The organism is Gordonia polyisoprenivorans NBRC 16320 = JCM 10675 (assembly GCF_000241325.1).
GTDB classification, from domain to species: domain Bacteria; phylum Actinomycetota; class Actinomycetes; order Mycobacteriales; family Mycobacteriaceae; genus Gordonia; species Gordonia polyisoprenivorans.
This window is the reverse complement of record NZ_BAEI01000011.1, coordinates 173,167-192,196: the sequence shown is the minus strand read 5'-3', so window position 1 is coordinate 192,196 and position 19,030 is coordinate 173,167. Positions and strand designations below refer to the sequence as shown.

Here is a 19,030-nt window from a genome sequence, read left to right as displayed (position 1 = left end):
GGCCGACCGCCGACACTGATCTGTGTTCCCGACCGGAAACGTCCCAAGGAGGACTGCTGTGACCGCAGAGACCGCGACTGAATCCGGGGAAGGACGCGTGTTGACCGACTTCGCCGCGGCCTTCCCCCAACTCGACTTCACCGCACCCGATTACGAGTACCTGCGCTCGGTTGCCACCGCCCTGGTCCCCTTCGGTGAGCTCGTCGGCACCGCCGTGACCGAGATTTCGGCGGAGCAGGCCGTGGTCACCATCGCAGCGGGTGAGTCGGTCACCAATCACATGGGGACCGTCCATGCGGGGGCCCAGTTCACCGCAGCGGACATCGCCGGCGCGTTGGCCTTCATCGGGGCTGCCGCCCCGCGGCTGTACACGATCGAACGTCTGGTCCTGCGTGCCGCCACCGTCACCTATCGCCGTCCGGCGCTCGGCGCGATCCGCGCGGTTGCCCACATCGACGAGCGTGAACTGCGATCGGTGCTCACCGCCGACGACGGCGGGCGCCATGACATCACCGCCAAGGCGGTCGTCCTCGACGACGCCGGGGTCGTCACCGCGAAGCTCGTCTTCGACTATGTGTGCGACGTCGTTGCGGCCACCCCCGGGAACAGCCGATGACCAGCGCACCGGCACCAACCCGTGAGGTCCTCGACGTCGTCACGACCGACGGCACCTCGTTCCGGCTGCACCTGTCGCCCGACCCGGGCGCGCCGACGGTGTTGGTGCTCCCGGCGATGGGCATGAAGGGCAAGCACTATCGCGGACTTGCCGATGCGATTGCCGCACAGGGCTTTGCCGTCGCGACGTGCGACCTGCGTGCCCAGGGCGAGTCCCGGCCCGCACTGGCCGACGCACCGAACTTCGGGTATCGGGAGATGCTGGAGATCGATCTCCCGGCGATCATCGACCGCCTCCGCGAGCACACCGGCACCGACGTCGTCCACCTCGTCGGCCACAGCCTCGGCGGCCAGTTGTCACTGCTGTACGCCGCCGCCCATCCGGATGCGATCGGCAGCGTCACCGTTGTCGCCACGGGAACGGTGTTCTGGCAGGCGTTCGATCGCCGCCGCCGGTTCGAGATCCTGTGGCAGACCCAGTGGATCGGGGCGGTCTCGCGCACCACCAAACGGTGGCCCGGTGGCGTGGCGATACCGGCACCCATGGCGGGCGGCGTGATGACCGACTGGTCGATGCAGGCGTTGACCGGTCGGTACCGGGTCCGTGGTTCCGATATCGACTACAACGCCGCGTTGCGCACCTTGCAGCGCCCGGTGTTGATGATCTCCTTCGCCGGTGATCCGCTGGGCCCCAAGAGCACGGTCGACCATCTCGCCCGCCGGATGCCTGCGGCCTCGGTGAGCCACTGGCACGTGTCCGGCAGCGCACCCATCCGCTCCGGCGACCATTTCGCCTGGCTGAAGGATTCACCCGCGCTCGCCACCCAGGTTGCCGGGTGGTTCGACACGGCAATCGGTACGCGCCGACCGGAGCAGCAGTGAGCCGAATCGAGCTGGACTCCCTGACAAAGGCATTCGGCAATTCGCGGGCACTCGAATCGGTGGATCTGACGATCGGCGACGGGGAGTTCATCGTTTTCCTCGGGCCGAGCGGATGCGGCAAGTCCACCTTGCTGCGGACGATCGCGGGGCTCTCCGAGCCGACATCGGGTTCGGTCCGGATCGACGGACGCGATGTCACCGGCACGTCGCCGCGCGAGCGCAACCTCGCGATGGTCTTCCAGAGTTACGCGCTCTATCCGCATCTGTCCGTCGCGAAGAACATCGGCTTTCCGCTGCGTACCAGGCGGCTTCGACGTTCCGACATCGCCGCGCAGGTGGCCGACGCCGCCGAGTCACTCCAACTGACACCGTTACTCAACCGGCGGCCGGCGGACCTGTCCGGCGGCCAGCGCCAACGGGTGGCCCTCGCCCGGGCGATGGTGCAGAAGCCGGGCGCCTACCTGATGGACGAACCGCTGTCGAACCTCGACGCCCAGTTGCGCTCGGCCACCCGTGCCGAGCTCATCGACCTCCATCGCCGCATGGGGGCGACGTTTCTCTACGTCACCCATGACCAGGTGGAGGCCATGACCATGGCCACCCGCATCGTGCTGCTCAATGCCGGTCGGGTCGAACAGGTGGGAACGCCGACGGAATTGTACGATCGTCCCGAATCCTCGTTTGTGGCAGCCTTTCTCGGCGCTCCTCCGATGTGTTTGTTCGACGCAGTCGCCGGCGGCCGCAACGGCCGGGTCGTCGTCGCCGCCGGCGGCCTGACGGTTCCGCTCGAACTGCCCGCACCGACCGACTACTCCGCGCAACCGGTCACCGCAGGCATCCGACCCGAACGCATACGGCTGATCGCCGCGGCAGCACCGCGGCCGACGGACGCGATCGAGGTCGGTGCGCGCGTCGGAACGATCGAGAACCTCGGCAGCGACGAGGTCGTGCACCTGCGCGTCGGATCCACGGCTTTGCAGGCTCGCGTCGCGCGTCCGTGCGGCGTCCGGGAAGGCGATTCCGTGCGGCTCGCCATCGCCCCGCAAGACGTGCACCTCTTCGACCGGGTGTCGGGACGCCGACTGCACTGGGACCCCACCCCCTGCCCTCCACCCACCCGGACATCCGATCTCACCGAACCCGCCACACCATTCGTCTCCCAAGGAGCACTGTCATGAGAACCCATCTCCCCCTTCGTCATCTGGTGAGTGCCGTCGCCGTGTGCTCGGCGGTGACGCTGTTCGCCTCCGCCTGCAGCATGGGCAGTTCATCGGACGACACGACGACCTCGGCCGTCCCCGAGCTCGGTCCCGATCAGAAGGTCTCCATCGTTTTCGAGAGCTACAACTACGGTCTGGCCGGCGCCTGGACCGACACCTTCAACACGTTGATCGCCAACTTCACCAAGCAACACCCCAACATCACCGTCAAGGCGCAGAAGCCGCAGGGCAACAGCCCGAATCCGGCCGGTGACGCCGTGTCCAGCGTGCAGAGTCAGACCGTCGCCGGTTCTCCGCCCGACGTCGCCCAACTCGGCTTCGGCGATTTCGACTTCACCATCCATCAGCTCGGCGCGAAGCCGTTGTCCACGCTCTTCGGCGAGGCAGCCGTGCAGGCCAACTTCCAGGGCGACAAGTACCCGTATGCATCGGCGGTGCGGACGTTGGGCGACTCCGGCGGGGTCACCTACGGCATCCCGTTCGTCATGTCCACACCGGTGCTGTACTACAACGCCGACCTGTTCCGAGCCGCCGGGCTCGACCCGGCCAAGCCGCCCACCACCTGGGACGAGGTCGCCGCCGACGCCAAAGCCATTGCCACCAAGACCGGAAAGGGTGGCGCCTACCTCGACTGTCTGACGAAGTCGGCGACCGATTGGTGCTACCAGAGCCTCGTTCGCTCCGCCGGCGGACAGGTGATCTCCGACGACCGCAAGACGTTGTCGTTCGCCGATCCCGCCGCACTCACCGTGACCACGATGGCGCAGAACATGGTGAAGTCCGGTGCCACCCCCGTCTACACGCAACAGCAGGGATACGAGGCCTTCGCGCGCGGCGACATGGGCATGATCCTGGAGAGCAGTTCGCTGCAGGCCACCTTCCTCAAGGGCGCCAAGGGCAAGTGGGAGCTGCGCGCCGCACCCCTGCCGGCCTTCGCCGGACACACGCCGGTACCCACCAATTCGGGTGTGGCGCTGTACACCTTTGCGAAGGACCCGGCCAAACAGCGCGCTGCCTGGGAACTGATCGAATACCTCACCGGCAATGAGGCGTTCACCACGATCGCCAAGGGCATCGGCTACCTTCCGTTGCGCACCGGACTGGTGAATGATCCTGCCTACCTCGCCGATTGGGCCTCGAAGAATCGAGCGCTGTTGACCCCGAATCTGGAGCAACTCGAGAAGATCAAGCCCTGGATGTCGATGCCGGGCAACAGCTACAAACAGATTCAGACCAATCTGATGACCGCGGTCGAGTCGTCGGTGTATCAGGGCGCCGACCCACGTGTCGTGCTCACCGACGCCCAGAACCAATCGACGCGCCTTCTCCCGGCGAGCTGAGGACGGCTTTTGATGACACCCGACTGCACCATCGTCCACCTCACCGATACCCATATCGTCGCGCCGGGTTGCCTGGTCCGCGATGTCGTCGACACCGCGGACAACCTTCGCACCGTCCTCGATCGCATCATCGCGACCGGGCGCACCGTCGATGTGCTCCTGCTGACCGGCGACCTCACCGACAACGGTGATCCACTCGCCTATCGTCGGCTTCGCGAGATCGTCGAACCGGCCGCCGCGACTTTGGACGCACAGATCATCTATGCGCTGGGGAACCACGACTCACACAGCGCTTTTCGGACTGAACTGGTACCCGAGCCGAGCAGCTCCGACCCGTCGGGGCCCTCGTTCGACACCGTTGCCGACCTCGCGAACGTGCGTGTGATCACGATGGACAGCACCCTTCCGGGCCGACACGACGGCGGACTGAGCGCCGATCAACTGTCTTGGCTGGCAGCACAATTGGCAACACCGAGCCGCTCGGGCACCACGGTGCTCGCGATGCATCACCCGCCGCTGCGATCGGCGATCGATCCCGTCGACGCGCTGCGACTGCGTGATCCCGAAGATCTCGCCGAGGTGATCGCCGGCAGCGAGGTTCGGATGATCCTGTGCGGCCACGCACATCTCACCGGCACCGGGGCGCTGGCGGGTGTTCCGATCTGGATCGGTCCGGCGATGTCGTACCGGATCGATCCGTTCGCTCCACTCGGTCGGCACCGCGGTTGGGTCGGTTACGGATTCACCAGGGTCGATGTACTCGACGGCTCGGTGGTGGCGACCGCCGTCGAGGAGACGCCGACCACCGCCGTCTACGACACCGACGAGGAGCAGACACTGGCCACACTGCGCGAACTCGCGCACGAGGTGTGAGGAGAGTGTTCGTCGAGTCACCGCCCGCGCCGAGCACCTCAGAACCCACCGACACCCGGCCCACGGACATCCGGCCCGATCCCGCGCCCACCGATCCCGCGCCTGGCGCCGACTCCGTTCCTGGCGCCGGTTCCGCAGGAAGGCGCTCGGGGGTGTCCGCGCGCGCACGACGCGTGATCGGTTCGGCCACCCCGTATCTGTATCTCACCCCCGCGCTCGCGATGCTGGTGATCTGGACCTACCGGCCGCTGGCGCAGGCCGTGCAGTTGTCCTTCTATTCCTGGAATCTCTTGCCCACCAGCCCGATGGTCGCCGTGGGCACCGAGAACTACCGACGCCTCGTCGATGTGCCGGAGGTCGGCGACTCACTCTGGCGCACAGTGGAGATCATCGTCGGGCTGCTTCCGTTCTCACTCATCCTGCCGGTGATCGTGGCGTTGGCGACCCGTCACGTGACCGGCCGGATGCGGGTGTTCTATCAGGCGATCATCTTCGCCCCGTTCCTCGTCGCGCCGGTCGCCTCGGCCGCGGTGTGGCGCTGGCTGGGCGAGCCCGAGTCCGGCGCGATCAATCGCGTTCTCGGTCTGCACGTGAACTGGATCAACGACACCCGCACCGCGCAGCTGGCGATCATCGTCATCACCGGTTGGCATGTCCTCGGTTTCGCGGTGCTCGTGGTCTCGGCCGGCATTTCCGGCATCAACCCCGACTACCACGACGCCGCCCGGGTCGACGGCGCCACCCGCGGGCAGATCGACCGCTGGATCACCCTGCCCCTGTTGTCGCCGTCGCTGGTCCTACTGGCATTGCTGACCGTGTTGCTCAGCGCCCAGTGGACCTTCCCACTGGTCGACACGCTCACCCAGGGTGGCCCATCGGGAGCCACCACCAACATCTATTACCTGCTGTGGGAGTACGGCTTCCAGACCTTCGACGCCGGCATGAGCGCGGCGGTCGGGATCGTTGTCTTCTTGTGTTTCGGCGTCCTCGCCGCCATCCTCGTCCGCCTCTCCGAACGGGTCACCTTCCATGACGACAAGTAGTCACACCACACCACACCACGACCGGGGCACCGGTGCCCGCGTGCGCGGACATCTCGTGCTCGCGAGTATCGCGCTGGTGTGCGGATTTCCCATCTATTGGCTCGTGGCGACGTCATTGCGCCGCCCCGAGGACCAGTACTCCCTGCGCCCGGTACCCTGGCCGCTCTCGTTGGAGAACTACGCCGATGCCGCCGCGCAAACACATGTGGTCACCCTGCTGGCCAACACGTTTGCCGTCGCCGCCGGGTCGACGATCGCCCAACTGCTCATCGCCCTGCTGGCCGCCTACGCCTTCTCGATGTACGAGTTCCGCGGGAAGCGCCTGCTGTTCGTTGCCTTCGTCGGGACCTGGCTGGTCCCCTTCCAGGTGACCATGCTCCCCAATTACGTTCTGCTCCAGCAGCTCGGCATGCTCAACACCCTTGTCGGCGTCATGATGCCCACCCTGTGTTCGGCGCTGGCGGTACTCATGTTGCGCCAGCACATGGATTCGTTCCCGAAGGAATTGATCGCCGCGGCCCGCATGGACGGCCGTACGTCGTGGACCATTTTGTGGACCGTCGTCGTCCCCAACCTCCGGCCGGCTCTCGCCGCCCTGTCGATCCTGCTGTTCATCAACGCCTGGAACGAGTACTTCTGGCCTGCGGTTGTCCTGCAGCGTACGAGTTCGGTTGTCCAGCTCGGGCTTCGGAGCTTCATGACCGCCGAGGGCACCGACTGGGGTGCGATGATGGCACTCGCCGGTATGTCGTGCCTGCCGGTGTTCGTACTCTATCTGCTGTTGCAGCGCCACATCGTCAACGCGTTCGTGCGCTCGGGCCTGAAGTAGACCCGAGCGCCAGCGATGTCACCGCGAGTGCGGCGACGCCTCACACCTGCGGCCGTACCGCCGTCACCGATCCGGGCAGCCGTACCCCGGCGGTGCGCAGCGCCGCCACCCGCGTGACGATCGCGGTGCCCCGCATCAGCTCTGCGGCCACCTCGGCGACCCTCCGTTCGCCGACATCACGGAGCCGGGTGTCGGCCACCCAGCGATTGAACGCCCCGAGCGCCGGACCGCACCAGATCTGATAGTCGGCGACCCGCTCGGCGTCGCCACGGATCGCCCAGCCCGACGACAGTCCCAGATACCAGCGGAAGATCAGCGCCATCCGTCGTTTCGGGTCGTCTGCGGCGCCGGCGAGTTGGCGTGGATCTCGTTGCGTGAAGTAGTCGACGCACTCTGCCCACACCTCGTCACACGGGCGTCGGAGAATGGTCTCCTCGATCTCCCGGCGTGTCTCGGGCGGCATCGACTCGATCCCGTCATGGTCACGATAGAACTCGAAGAGCCGGTTGGCCCGGGCCGCGAACATCGTTCCGCGGCGCAGGACCTGCACCTGCACGCCCATCTCGAACATGTCCGAGGAGGCGGCCATCGCCACATCGGCCACATCGGCGGTGCCGAGAAAACGCTTGGCCGTTGCCGATTGGTCGGCTTCGACGCATGCCTGGTTGATCGATCCGGTCACGACGTAGGCTGCACCCATCGCGAACGCGCCGGCCAGCGCGGTCGGGGTTCCGAGCCCGCCTGCGGCACCCACTCGGACCGAGGCGGCGGCGGGGAACTCCGATGCCACGCGATCCCGAGTCGCGATGAGGTCGGGCAGCAATACCGGTAGCGGCCGACGATCGGTGTGTCCGCCGGAGTCGGCCTCGGCGGTGATGTCGTCGGCGACCGGGATGCGCCGCGCCCACTGCCCCTGTTCGGCCGTGATGTGGCCGTCGGCGACGAGGGCGTCGATCATCGTCGGTGGCGCCGGACGGAGAAACAATTCGGCGACCTCCGAGCGGGAGACCTTGGCGATCAGACGATGTCGTGGCGTCACCCCGTCGGGGCCGAGGTGGAGTCCGGCCAATCGGTACCGGAGGATCGCCGGGGTCAGCGACATGAATGCCGACGCCTCGACGCAGCGCACCCCGTGTCGCAGGCAGGCATCGACGATGGCGTCCTCCAGAGCCGGCTCGCTGGGGCTGTGGATCAGGTTGCACGCGTAGGGAGAGTCACCGAGGGTGGCCGACAACTCGGCCAGCGCGGCGTCCACGCGTCGCGGCAGCACGCCGGCCGCGCCGTACGAGGCGAGATAACCGGCGCGCGACATCGCCACCACCATGGACACCGAGGAGATCCCGTTGGCCATCGACCCCGCCGCGTATGCCGACCGCACGCCGTGGAATCGTCGGAACTCGCTGTCCCCCAGCATCTGCGGCGGCAGTGGCGGCACCGCTGCCAGCACCTGCGCGTCTGTCGCGGCCGATGTCGCACCGAGGCCGCGTGTGCCCCGCACGATCCGGCACGGCTGCTCGAGGTCGTGCAGAACGGCTCGGATCGTCGCCGTGGTGTGGGCGATGGTGCCGTCGGCGCCCGACGGCACGCCGGAATGTGTGGTGAGGGTCATCGCTGGATGGCCTTTCGGTCATGGAGTTCGATTCCGAGATCGGTCAGTTCGTAGATGCGCAATCCCGGTTTCCACAGGGAGGCGTCGACGACGACCACCACCGCGTGCTCACCGACGTGCACCGATTTGATGTGCACCTCCACCTCGCAGTGTTCGTCGGAGGGCAGGAACTGTCCGCGGTACTTCCAGCCGAACGCGACTCCGGTGGGGATGGCGAATCCGGGTTCTGCGTAATCGCTCCCGTGGCCGGCGTCGATCATCCATTCCTGAACGGCCTGGACGACCGTCTCCACGCCGAGTGATCCGGGAATCACCGGATCGAGGTGGAAGTGCCGCTCGAAGTACCAATCGTGGGGATCGATCGGCCGGATCAGGTGAAGACAGCCCAGGCCGAATTCGCCGCCGCCGTCGACGACATCAACCCAGTCGAGCAGGGCGAGCTTGCCCACCGAACGCGGCATCCGGTCGGTGGCGCCGCGGCGCGCGGCAACGTCGATGCGCCGGGTGCGCGGCCGGATCTGTTGCGCGGCAATCCAGCTGGGACGAGTGGCGCCGGCATCGAGCCCGGTCTGGGTGGCCAGCGCCTCGTCGCTGAAGTAGCCGAACAGCGTCTCACCGCTGTAGAGGGTTTCGCCCTCGACGCTCAGCGTGTAGTCGAAGGTCTGCAACGACGATCCGGGCAGGATCGTGGTGGACAGCAATCGCGAGTGTTGACAGATCGTCTTGTCGCGGAGGTCGAGCTGACGGTGCAGTGTCGCGGTCCCACCGAGATTGCGCAGACTGGCGGTTGCGTGTGGGTCGACGAGCGTCGGCCCGGCGTAGTACCCCATCAACAGGGCCGCCTGCAGGGACGTCTCCATGAAGACGAAATGCGGCATCGACTCGTTGGCCGTGTCGGCGAAATACCACGAGTCGGCCGGCGCGTCGTACTCGGTGTTATACGCCGCAGGACCGAATTCCGCTGTTTTCCTGCTGTTCTCATTTCCCGAGTAGTCGACGACCCGGTCGACCAGCAGCAGACCCCCGGTGGGCAATCGGGTGGCGCGACGGCCGGTGTACACGCCGAACTCGGGACCGAGCGCGAGTGCCTGGTCCCCACGCGACAGGTGCGCCATGTGGAATTCGTTGAGCAGGACATGACGACCGTCCCGACTGGTCCGGGCCGACGGGGACGGCGCACCGCCACCGGCTCGGGGACCGACGTGGGTTCCGGGGCCCTCGCGGAGAAGGACCTCGACCTGACCGTGATCGTCCTGGGCCACTCCGTTATCGGTCACCCCCGCGTAGGTCACCCCGGCGTCGGTCACCCCGGCGTCAGCCGCCACGACCTCGGCGACGAGATGTGGGCGCGGAAGCAGATCGATCTCGCGGATCTCGAGCCGGAAGGGCCCGGCGGGGAGATCGTGCGACGACCTCAGGGCGACGTGAGCGGTCGGGTTCGGCAGGCAGTCCGGCAATCCGACGAGAGCCGCGAAGATCACCGCCGCGACCTTCACCGCATCCTGCGGCGCGGCTCCGCGGGCCGGTGTGGCACTCAGGGCGCCCAGGCCGCGGGAGCCACCACGCACGGAGATGTCGGTGACGACGTCGACGGCCACCGGTCCGGGGTATCCGGCCCGCGCGAGCAGTGCGGGCAGTTCGGCGGGACGCAGGGTTGTCGCCGAGGGACGGGTGAGAGGTTTGAACGCGCCTTCCGGCGCACTCGTGAGTGCTCCCGCCCGATGGTTGCCACCCGACCCGTGTGTGTCGCCCGACGCCGGCGCCGCGGGTTCAGAAGCACTGCGCGAGAATCGATTTCCGGACAGTGCGCGATCGACGAGGGCGCGCTGCAATGCCGTCTGTGCCCGTAGGGCCGCGCGATGTGCCGAGAGCACCCCCGCGGCGAGGTCGGCGACCGAACCCGTCATCGGCCCCGGCGCACCCACCGGGCCCGCTCCCCCCGCCGGACCGGTACGGGCCGCGGGGATCGGGGCGATCCGGGTGGATACCGGCTCGACGGATTCGTCGTCTCTCGGCGCCTGCGGCGAACCACCGGCGAACGGGTCGAACACCGGGCCGTCGAAGGCGATCAGGTCGAAAGCGGCGTCGTCGTCGAATGTGGTGTCGTCGAAACCGGTCTGGTCGACCGTGGTCTCATGAAGAGTGGTCTCATGAAGAGTGGTCTCGTCAAAAGTGGTCTCGTCAAAAGTGGTCATGGATTCCATTGCCTCACTGAGTCACTGAACTTGTCGGAGAGATCGGCGGTGGTGACCACCGTGACGTCACCGAGGTGCGCGAGCATCGTGTGTGCGGTGTCGTAGACGGTGACGTCACAGATCACCTGGGTGTCGGCGACCCTCGGGTGGCCGGCGACCACCAGGAACGGGTCGGTGTCGGGCAGCGGGTGGAGGTGGGTCCACGCACCCACTCCGAGCGGCAACCAGGCCCCACCACGGAGCTGATGGCCCAGCACCGGCGGTACCTGCAGCACCAGATCGGCGAGTACGGGATCGTGCAGGGCACCTCGATAGGCGTCGATGATCACCGAATCGTCCTTCGGATCGACCGGTTGCGGACGTGAGCACTCGACGATCACCGTGTCCGGGGACGGCCGCCAGATCTGCCGCATGCCCTGCAGCGAGGGTCCGTGGAACTGGACTGCATCGCAATACAATTCGTTGCCCGAGGCCCCCGTGCCGAAGTCGTCGGGCAACGCCACGACCGATCGGTCCGGTCCGGGGGCGGAGTCGAGTAGGTGCGCCCGATACCGTGGCACCGGGCCTCGATCGGCGGCGGTGGTGATCGATGCGACGAGTCGGCCTCGTGCGGGAACGATCTCGACGTTCGGCGCCTCGAGTGGAGCATCATCGAACACGATGCCGCGCAACACCTCGAATCCCTCGACGCGGCGGATTGTCCGTCCCGGCGCACTTCGTTCGGCCACGCCGATCATCGCACCGATGGCGAAGGTCGCGGGCAGAACCGGATGCGCACCGATGCGGTGTGCCAGCAGCACAGGCTGCCGCGCGAGTTCGGTGAGCGAACGAACGACCTCCACCGACCGGTCGGGTTCGATTGTGGGGCAGAGGGATGCGTCTTCCCCGACGAGGACCGCGGTGTCGTCGCGTCGGTGCTGCCCGTACTGCTCGGTGAAGGCACGCACGCCGACCTCCGGCGGTAGTAGGGTCACCCCACGCGCCACGAAGTGGGCACGAAGCGTCTCGTCGACCATCCCGGCGTCCCACGCTCCCCAGTCGATCGCGGTCACGTGACGGTCGGGGTGGCGAGCCTTCCACCGCGCGGCGAAGCGCACCAGCGCCTCGTTCGCCACGGCGTAGTCGGCCTGTCCGGCATTGCCGTACAGGCCCGCGACCGAGGTGAACAGCACCAGGCTCCGCAGTGGTGAGTCGTCGGCATCGGCACTCAGCGCATCGAGGAGGGCACCGAGACCGAGGAGTTTCGGCGCGAACACCGAGCGGATCTGGTCGCGTGTCTTCGACATCAGAGGTGCATCGGCGAGCACTCCCGCACCGTGCACGACTGCGGTGATCTCCGCTCGGAGCGGGGCCAGTGCGGCAGAAACCGACTCCGCATCGGCGATGTCGGCACTGACGTAGCGCACCCGAGGCGACGGGCCGTCGGTGCCGAGTCGGCGCAGGAGCGCGGCGATCTCACGTCCGGCCAGCACTGCGGCACAGGACCTCCCGATCTCGGCCGGTGTCGGACGAGAGGAGGCCATCGCAGCGATGGCTGCGGCACGCAGCCCGGTGTCGGCGACACCCCGCGCCCATTCCGGTTCGTCCGCGAGGGGGGTGCGGCCCATCAGGACGAACCGTGCGTCGCAGCGTTCGGCGAGCGCCTCGACACACAGCGCGGTGATGCCACGTGCACCACCACTGACCACCACCACGTCGCCGGCCGTGAGCTGGTCGACCTCCGGGTTCTCTGCGATCGGCGTCGAGGAGTGTCGGTGGTGGCCCCGGTGCGGCACCAGGGTGCGCCGCCGCCCCGCTGCGTCGATCCCCACCTCGACGACGTCGGTCGCGCCGTCGGTGATCTCGGCCAGCACGTGTCTCGCACACCCCTGCGCGTCGAGCCGCTCATCCACGTCGAGCGCCCGGACGAAGAGCGCAGGATGTTCGGCCGCAACCGTTTTCACCAGACCGCCGACTCCGGCGACACTCGCCGACACCGCGTCCGGAAGTGGGCCGCAGCCGCGCAGCACGTCGGCCGGCGCGAGCCCGAGGTGACCGTCCACCGCGGTGACGGTCACCAGCCCGGCACGACGTCCGGTGTGCTCGGCCTGTGTGACGAGCCCCTCCACCACGGTGCCGGCGGCGAGAATCGCCTCCTCGAGCCGAGCGGCCGTCTCGGCCAGTCCACCCATCGCCGACGCATCCTCATCGGTCCCGGTGGGGAGCACCATCACGCACAGGTCCATCGGTTCCCGCACCACCGAATCGTCGCTCGGGGCGCCCGAGTGGTCGGTGGCGTCGGTGGCGTCGGTGGCGTCGGGGCCGTCGGGGGCGTCGACGAACGGTCGGGTCGACTCGGCGACCCGCCAGCCGTCGGCCCGCAATGCCTCGGCGATGGCTTGCGCCCGGTCGTCGAAGACCCCGATGCCGAGGACCACGGCGACGGGCTGATCGCCGAATGGGCGGACGGCGCGATCGATCGGCGGCAGCTCCGCCGTCGCGATGAAGTGACGCCGAACAGCGGAGTCCGACGTCGGTGCCCCGTCACGCGGGGCCTCACCTTTTGGGTCGGCATCACCACCGGTGGTCAGCAGCGCGACGATCTGATCGAGGGAGCGGGCCGTACCGAGTTGTTCCGGACCCAAGCTCGGCAGCTGCGGGAACCGCGCCTGCACCTCCCCGAGAACCTGCACCCGCTTGATCGAATCCACCCCGAGATCGGCTTCCAGATCCATTGCCGGATCCACCATGTCCACCGGATACCCGGTCCGCTCGGCCACCACCTCCCGCAGCGCCGACCGCACATCGTCGGCGGTCACCGCGGTCTGCACAGCAGCCTGGTCGGGCGAGGTGGGCTCGGGCGAGGTCGGCTCCGGCGAGGTCCGTTCAGGGGGCGCCTCCTCGGGGCCGGCGGGTGAACCGACGGACGGCGCGTCGGTGGTCCGGAGACCCTGCGCCTGCGACACAGCCGGTTGCACCGCCGACGGGGCGAGGGCCGCCGGGCTCGACTCCTCCCGCATGATGTCCATCGACGGTGCGGGCGAGGTGCGCATCGGAACGGTCGGCGCGGCCCCCTGGTCCAGCGCGACGATCTCGGCAATGACCTCGCTGGCACGAATGTGCCCCTCGCTGATGGCAATTCCGTGCGTGCTGACCGCGCCGATCGCGGCGAGCGTCGCCGGGTCGGCGTGGGGTTGCGCAACCGCCTGCGCCAGTTCGCGAGCCAGGGTCAGCTGCCCTTCCAGATAGCCGCGGTGGGTGTGCAGGTGATCGGCCAGGAGCGCACCGAGGTCACCCGCCGGGGCTGCGACCTTCTCGGCCGCAGGCCGTGTCGGACTGACGGTGACGTCGGGGGCAGAGGGGATCTCCATGGTCATGTCACTCTCTGTGGGTTGTGCGAGCGTGGTGGCAGCGATCGGCGGCGCTTGTGACGAGACGTCGACGGTCGTTCCGTTCGGCCGGCCCGCCATCGACTGTGCCGCCGCTGACTGGGCCGCCGTCGACTGGGCCGCCGTCGACTGGGCCGCCGTCGATTGGGCCGCTGTTGATTGGGCACCGATGCGAAAGCCGTCGTGTAGCGCATCCTGGTAAGCCTGCTTGCGCACGGCGGGAACGTATTCCGGCGCCGACAGCGTGACCGTCATACCTGTCGACGGTCGCGGCGCCACCGGATCGGAGGCGTAACGGTTGATGTCGGTCAGGGGTGCACCCAGCACCGCGAGGTGAACGGCGGCACGCTTGAGTGCCACGTCACTGTCGCCGAGCGGACCCGCGTCGGTGGGTATCGCGACAACGTCGTCGAGAGTGCGGTCGACCAGTGACGTCAGCACCTTCTTGGGTCCGAACTCGACGAAGACATTGCACCCCGCGTCGGCCATCGCCGACAACGCCGCGGCGAACTCGACCGGCCGGCGCAACTGGCCGACCAGGGTGTCGCGGTTGCGTTCGATGTCGTCCCCGTAGTGCGCGCCAGGCGAATTGGCGTACACGACTCCGTGTGGAGCACCGATCGTCGCAGCCTCGGCCGCCGGACGAAAGGCATCGACCGCGTGGTCGACGTAGGGGGTGTGGAAGGCCGCCGACACCGGCAACTGCCGAACGTTGAGACCCGCATCGCGCGCATCGGCGGCAAAGCGCTCGACCGCGTCCGTGCCGCCCCCGACGACCACCTGGTCGGGTGCGTTGTGGTTACAGAGCCAGATGTCGTCACGACCGTCGAGCATCTCCTCCACCCGGTCGCGGTCGGCCGGAACGGCGAGCATGGTTCCTCGATCGCCGTCGCCGGACGGTGCCATCGCAGCTCCACGGGCGCGCGCGAGTGCATGGAAATCGTTGTCGCTCAACGATCCCGACGCCCACAGCGCGGTGAGTTCACCGAAACTGTGTCCCGCGAAGTCGGTGACGGCCAGACCGAGCTCGGCCAGGAACCGGAACTGCCCCGCTGCGAGGGCACCGATGGCGGGCTGCGCGAATTCCGTGCGGCGCAACATCATTTCCTGCGCCTCCCGCTCCTCGTCGGTGAATGCCGGCGGTGGAAACACCACCGAGCCCAGTCGCGTCGAAGCGCCGGCGAAGACGGCGTTGGCATCGTCGAAGGCACGGGTGAGGGTGGGCACGTTGAGTGCCGCGGTGATACCCATGTCCACGTACTGACTGCCCTGGCCGGCGAACAGCGCGGCCACTCGTAGGTCGGGCATCGCCGCAGCGGCGTAGTAGATTCCCTCGGGATGCCGCCACGACGACGCGCCGGGCTGCGCGATGAGCTGCTCGACGGCCACCTCCCGCAGGTACTCGGCGTTCGCGTCGTCGGACGAGACGAAACCCACGCGTACCTCTTCCGCCGGGACGTCGCCGTCCACCGGCGACTCCGTGCGGACCCGGTCGATCAAGGTGGCCACGTCCGGCGCATGCCACAGGTGTGCGCGAGCCACCGAGTGCAGTGGTCGGGTCGCGCCGGGCGAACCGGGCGCCTCCTCGAGTACGACGTGGAAGTTGGTGCCCCCGAACCCCATCGCCGACGCTGCCGCGCGCCGCACCGGCCGCTGGGGGTCACGAATCCACGGCCGGGTACGTGTGTTCACGTAGTAGGGGCTCTCGGCGGTGATCGCGGCGTTCGGCGCAGCGACGTTGATGGTTCCCGGCAACACCCGATGATGCAGTCCGAGAGCGAGTTTCATCACACTCGCGGTGCCCGCAGCCCCCTTGGTGTGGCCGATCTGCGATTTCACGCTTCCGACGGCGGCGAACCGGTTCTCCGACGCGTCGGCGAGAAGCTCGCCGAGAGCGGTGAGTTCGGTGCGGTCCCCGACCGCGGTCCCGGTGGCATGCGCCTCGAACAGCTCCACCGACGTCGGCGAGCATTCGGCGTCGGCGTACGCGCGCCGCAATGCGACGAGTTGTCCCTCGGCGCGCGGGGCGTAGATGCTCTTGGACCGGCCGTCGCTGGAGGACCCCAGACCACGGATGACGGCGTAGATCCGGTTGCCATCGCGCTGCGCGTCGGACAGCCGGCGCAGCGCCAGCATGGTGATGCCCTCGCCGAGCAGGGTGCCGTCGGCGTTGTCGGAGAAGGGCTTGATCGCGTCGGTCTTCGACAGCGCGCCCACCTTGCTGAAACACATGTAGATGAAGATGGAGTTCTCGGTGTCGACGCCACCGGTGATCATGGTGTCCGCGCGGCCGTCGACCAATTCGGCCACCGCGGTACGGATCGCGGCGAGAGACGCAGCGCATGCGGCGTCGACGGTACAGTTCATTCCGCCGAGACCGAGCCGGTTGGCGATACGCCCGGCCACCACATTGGCGAGCAGCCCCGGGAACGAGTTCTCCTCCCACGGCGCGAACGCCGCGGTGAACTTCTCGGCGAGACGATCGGCGTCGTCGTCGGAGATCCCGCAACTACGCGCCACCTCTTTGAGCACCGGGGTCGACAATCGTGCGGCCAGCGGATGCATCAGCGGAACGGGGCCGGTGGTGCCGAGCACCACACCGGTACGGCTCGGGTCGTACCACTCGGAGCCGGGCGCGCCCGTATCGAGCAGAAGATCGCGCGCCACACCGAGACTCAGCGTTTGCATGGTGCTGGTGACCTCGAGCTGATTGGGGGGCAGCCCGAACTCCAACGGATCGAATGCAACATCCGGCAGGAAGGCCCCGCGTCGCGAATACGTCTTGTCCGGAGCGGACGGATCGGCATCGAAGTAGTCGTCGAGGCTCCACCGTGAGTCCGGCACCTCGGTGGTGCAGTCGACGCCGTCGACGATGTTCTGCCAGTACTGGCCCAGATCGGCGGCCTGCGGTAACAGCCCGGACATACCGACGATGGCGATGGGATTGCGCGCGAGTCTGCGCTGGACATGACGATCGGTGTCGGCGCCGGTGGGCGCGCCGACATCGGCGGAAGGCACGGTGGTCACGGGTTCTCCTTGGCGAAAGTGAGTGCAGGTCAACGCGCGCACGCCGGCGCATGCGCGGTGCGGGTTGGTCAGGCGGCGACGATCGTGCCGGTACGCGCCGACACCGTCGCGACGGCCTGTTCGGCGAAGTCGGCGTGCCCGCGTGGGCTCGGATGCAGCCCGTCGGGACTCCACATCTCCGCGCGGGTCCACGCGCTGTCGGCGGCGAGATCGATCAACTCCGTGCCGGTCGTCGCGGCGACACCGGCCAACAGATGATTGGCCTCGGCGAAGCGGGCGCGCAGCAGGTCCCGGAATCGGTCGGGTACCGGCAGTCGCGCAGGAATATCCGGATAGTTGGCGGTGAACACCACCGCTCGCGTCGCGGCGAGGCGAGTGAAGATCGTCTGCAGGTTGTGTTCGAACCGTCGCGGATCGTAGTCGCTGACGAGATCGTTGACACCCACCACCACCCCGACGACGGCGGCATGGGTGGCGAGTTGGCGCACCGCATGCCCGAGTTGCTCGTCGAGCACCGTTGTGGTGGTCGCCTGGTGGGCACCCAGGTTGAGCACACGCGATGCCGGTACCCCCAATTGCCCCGCGAATCTCGGGACCCAACCGTGGAAAAGGTTGCCGCGCAGATCTCCTCGCCCCTCGACGAAACTGTCGCCGAGGGTCACCACACCCGCGCCACTCATGCCGGCACCAGATGTCGGTCGGCCTCGGGCAGGTCCACTTCGCGGTACAGCTCCGCGAGTGACTCCGGATCGAAGAACTCTTCCGCGGAGATCCCGCCACCGATGTGGCCGAAGAACTTCTTGGTGTAGCGCGGACTGTGGCTTGCGGCGCGGAACACCGAGTCGTGGTACGGCGTCAGGGAGAGGTCGGAGATGGCGACGGTGAAATCGAAGCTGTGCACGCTCGCGGCGTCGCGTTCGAGTTCGTACGATTCGAGCGCCTCGGCCATCGGCCGCGCGCCACCGAAGCCCTCGGCGATCCGATCGGCAAGCAGTTCCGCGTTCTTGAACGCGTCGGTGATACCGAGACCGGTGAATGGATCCTTGTGGTACCCGGCATCGCCGACCAACGCCCATCCGGGTCCGTGGGAACGGCGGAAGTAGTTGTCGGGGTAGAGCATCGGCCGGAAAGGCTCGGCTCGCTCACCGTTCTCGCGCAGTTGTTCGCCGTACACCGGGTCGACCGCATCGACGATCTCCTGCACACCGGCATCGGGATCGGCACGGAAGTCCCGGAATCGGTCGCGGCGGCGCATCACCGCGACCAGCGAGAGACCGTCGTTGGTGGGCCACGACCCGAACTGCTGCTCCCCGAATCCGGTCCGGTGCTGCATACCCCAGTCCAGGCCGCTGTAGTAGGAGTAGAAGATGAAACATCCGGCAGGAGCGTGCTTGTACATCTGTGCGCCAACGAGTTTGGCGACGGTCGATCCCGCCCCGTCGGCGCCGATCACCAATGGCGCCCGGAACTCGACGGATCGCCCGTCACCGTCGCGGCCACGGATTCCGGCCACCGAGTCGTTCTCCTCGAGGAGGTCGGTGACGGTGAATCCCTCCATCACCTCCGCGCCGGAGCGTCGTGCCGCGTCGACGAGTATCTCGTCGAGAACGGTACGACGCGGACAGTACACGGCGTCGATCCCGCTGATCGGGTCGGCGAAGCCGGCGAGAGTGATGTCGGTGTAGGTGAAGTTGAGATGACGGACCGGCGGACATCCCGTGGCCACCACCGTATCCAGCAGACCCCAGTCACGCAGGCGTGCCAGTCCGGCCTGGTGAATGTAATGGGTCGAGATCGTGTCGCTCGGAAAACGGGCCCGGTCGACCGCCAGCACGCGGAACCCACGGCGAGCGAGCAGCATCGCGAGGGGTGCGCCTGCCGCCCGGGCGCCTACCACAATCACGTCATACATCGGAAAGTCCTTTCGCTGTTCGGTTTTGGTCGCCCTCGGCTCGTTCGGTCCAGGCCGGTAGGGTGATGCCCACAGCATGCCTCCGGCGCAATGGGCAGGCCCGGACGAACAACGCTT

Annotated in this window: 12 protein-coding genes; 7 read left to right on the top strand and 5 right to left on the bottom strand. The window is 67.8% G+C overall.

The window, feature by feature from the left end:
• Window positions 1-58: 58 nt before the first annotated feature.
• The 7 genes from GOPIP_RS04495 to GOPIP_RS04465 all read left to right on the top strand — a co-directional run bounded on the left by GOPIP_RS04495 (window position 59) and on the right by GOPIP_RS04465 (window position 6,802).
• Entirely contained in the window at window positions 59-616 is a 558-nt protein-coding gene (locus GOPIP_RS04495) for a DUF4442 domain-containing protein (protein WP_006368364.1), read from the top strand.
• Window positions 613-1,497, top strand: coding sequence for an alpha/beta hydrolase family protein (locus GOPIP_RS04490; protein ID WP_006368363.1), 885 nt, complete (start codon window positions 613-615; stop codon window positions 1,495-1,497). The genes GOPIP_RS04495 and GOPIP_RS04490 overlap by 4 nt, the downstream gene beginning before the upstream one ends.
• Complete coding sequence (locus GOPIP_RS04485; protein ID WP_006368362.1) at window positions 1,494-2,675, top strand: ABC transporter ATP-binding protein; 1,182 nt, start codon at window positions 1,494-1,496, stop codon at window positions 2,673-2,675. The genes GOPIP_RS04490 and GOPIP_RS04485 overlap by 4 nt, the downstream gene beginning before the upstream one ends.
• On the top strand, window positions 2,672-4,057 hold the full coding sequence (locus GOPIP_RS04480; protein ID WP_006368361.1) for an ABC transporter substrate-binding protein: 1,386 nt from the start codon (window positions 2,672-2,674) through the stop codon (window positions 4,055-4,057). The genes GOPIP_RS04485 and GOPIP_RS04480 overlap by 4 nt, the downstream gene beginning before the upstream one ends.
• A gap of 12 nt (window positions 4,058-4,069) precedes the next feature.
• Window positions 4,070-4,930, top strand: coding sequence for a metallophosphoesterase (locus GOPIP_RS04475; RefSeq protein WP_006368360.1), 861 nt, complete (start codon window positions 4,070-4,072; stop codon window positions 4,928-4,930).
• A gap of 152 nt (window positions 4,931-5,082) precedes the next feature.
• Entirely contained in the window at window positions 5,083-5,973 is an 891-nt protein-coding gene (locus GOPIP_RS04470; protein ID WP_006368359.1) for a carbohydrate ABC transporter permease, read from the top strand.
• Window positions 5,960-6,802, top strand: a complete 843-nt coding sequence (locus tag GOPIP_RS04465; protein ID WP_210739428.1) for a carbohydrate ABC transporter permease — start codon at window positions 5,960-5,962, stop codon at window positions 6,800-6,802. The genes GOPIP_RS04470 and GOPIP_RS04465 overlap by 14 nt, the downstream gene beginning before the upstream one ends.
• Before the next feature lie 40 nt (window positions 6,803-6,842).
• Here GOPIP_RS04465 and GOPIP_RS04460 read toward each other — a convergent pair whose 3' ends face one another.
• From GOPIP_RS04460 to GOPIP_RS04440, 5 genes are all read right to left on the bottom strand, one after another.
• A complete protein-coding gene (locus GOPIP_RS04460; RefSeq protein ID WP_006368357.1) occupies window positions 6,843-8,411 on the bottom strand; it encodes a PfaD family polyunsaturated fatty acid/polyketide biosynthesis protein in 1,569 nt (522 codons plus the stop codon).
• Window positions 8,408-10,606, bottom strand: a complete 2,199-nt coding sequence (locus GOPIP_RS04455; protein ID WP_006368356.1) for a hotdog family protein — start codon at window positions 10,604-10,606, stop codon at window positions 8,408-8,410. Before GOPIP_RS04455 ends, GOPIP_RS04460 begins: the two co-directional genes overlap by 4 nt.
• Window positions 10,603-17,001, bottom strand: coding sequence for a type I polyketide synthase (locus tag GOPIP_RS04450; protein ID WP_006368355.1), 6,399 nt, complete (start codon window positions 16,999-17,001; stop codon window positions 10,603-10,605). The genes GOPIP_RS04455 and GOPIP_RS04450 overlap by 4 nt, the downstream gene beginning before the upstream one ends.
• A gap of 68 nt (window positions 17,002-17,069) precedes the next feature.
• Window positions 17,070-17,681 (bottom strand): GDSL-type esterase/lipase family protein, encoded by a 612-nt coding sequence (locus tag GOPIP_RS04445; protein WP_006368354.1) that lies wholly within the window; start codon window positions 17,679-17,681, stop codon window positions 17,070-17,072.
• Entirely contained in the window at window positions 17,678-18,913 is a 1,236-nt protein-coding gene (locus GOPIP_RS04440) for an NAD(P)/FAD-dependent oxidoreductase (RefSeq protein ID WP_006368353.1), read from the bottom strand. Before GOPIP_RS04440 ends, GOPIP_RS04445 begins: the two co-directional genes overlap by 4 nt.
• Window positions 18,914-19,030 lie beyond the last annotated feature (117 nt).

Coding starts and splice junctions, on each gene's coding strand:
- GOPIP_RS04490 (WP_006368363.1), top strand. CDS start 613: ATGACCAGCGCACCGGCACCAACCCGTGAGGTCCTCGACGTCGTCACG.
- GOPIP_RS04480 (WP_006368361.1), top strand. CDS start 2,672: ATGAGAACCCATCTCCCCCTTCGTCATCTGGTGAGTGCCGTCGCCGTG.
- GOPIP_RS04475 (WP_006368360.1), top strand. CDS start 4,070: ATGACACCCGACTGCACCATCGTCCACCTCACCGATACCCATATCGTC.
- GOPIP_RS04465 (WP_210739428.1), top strand. CDS start 5,960: ATGACGACAAGTAGTCACACCACACCACACCACGACCGGGGCACCGGT.
- GOPIP_RS04460 (WP_006368357.1), bottom strand. CDS start 8,411: ATGACCCTCACCACACATTCCGGCGTGCCGTCGGGCGCCGACGGCACC.
- GOPIP_RS04455 (WP_006368356.1), bottom strand. CDS start 10,606: ATGACCACTTTTGACGAGACCACTTTTGACGAGACCACTCTTCATGAG.
- GOPIP_RS04445 (WP_006368354.1), bottom strand. CDS start 17,681: ATGAGTGGCGCGGGTGTGGTGACCCTCGGCGACAGTTTCGTCGAGGGG.
- GOPIP_RS04440 (WP_006368353.1), bottom strand. CDS start 18,913: ATGTATGACGTGATTGTGGTAGGCGCCCGGGCGGCAGGCGCACCCCTC.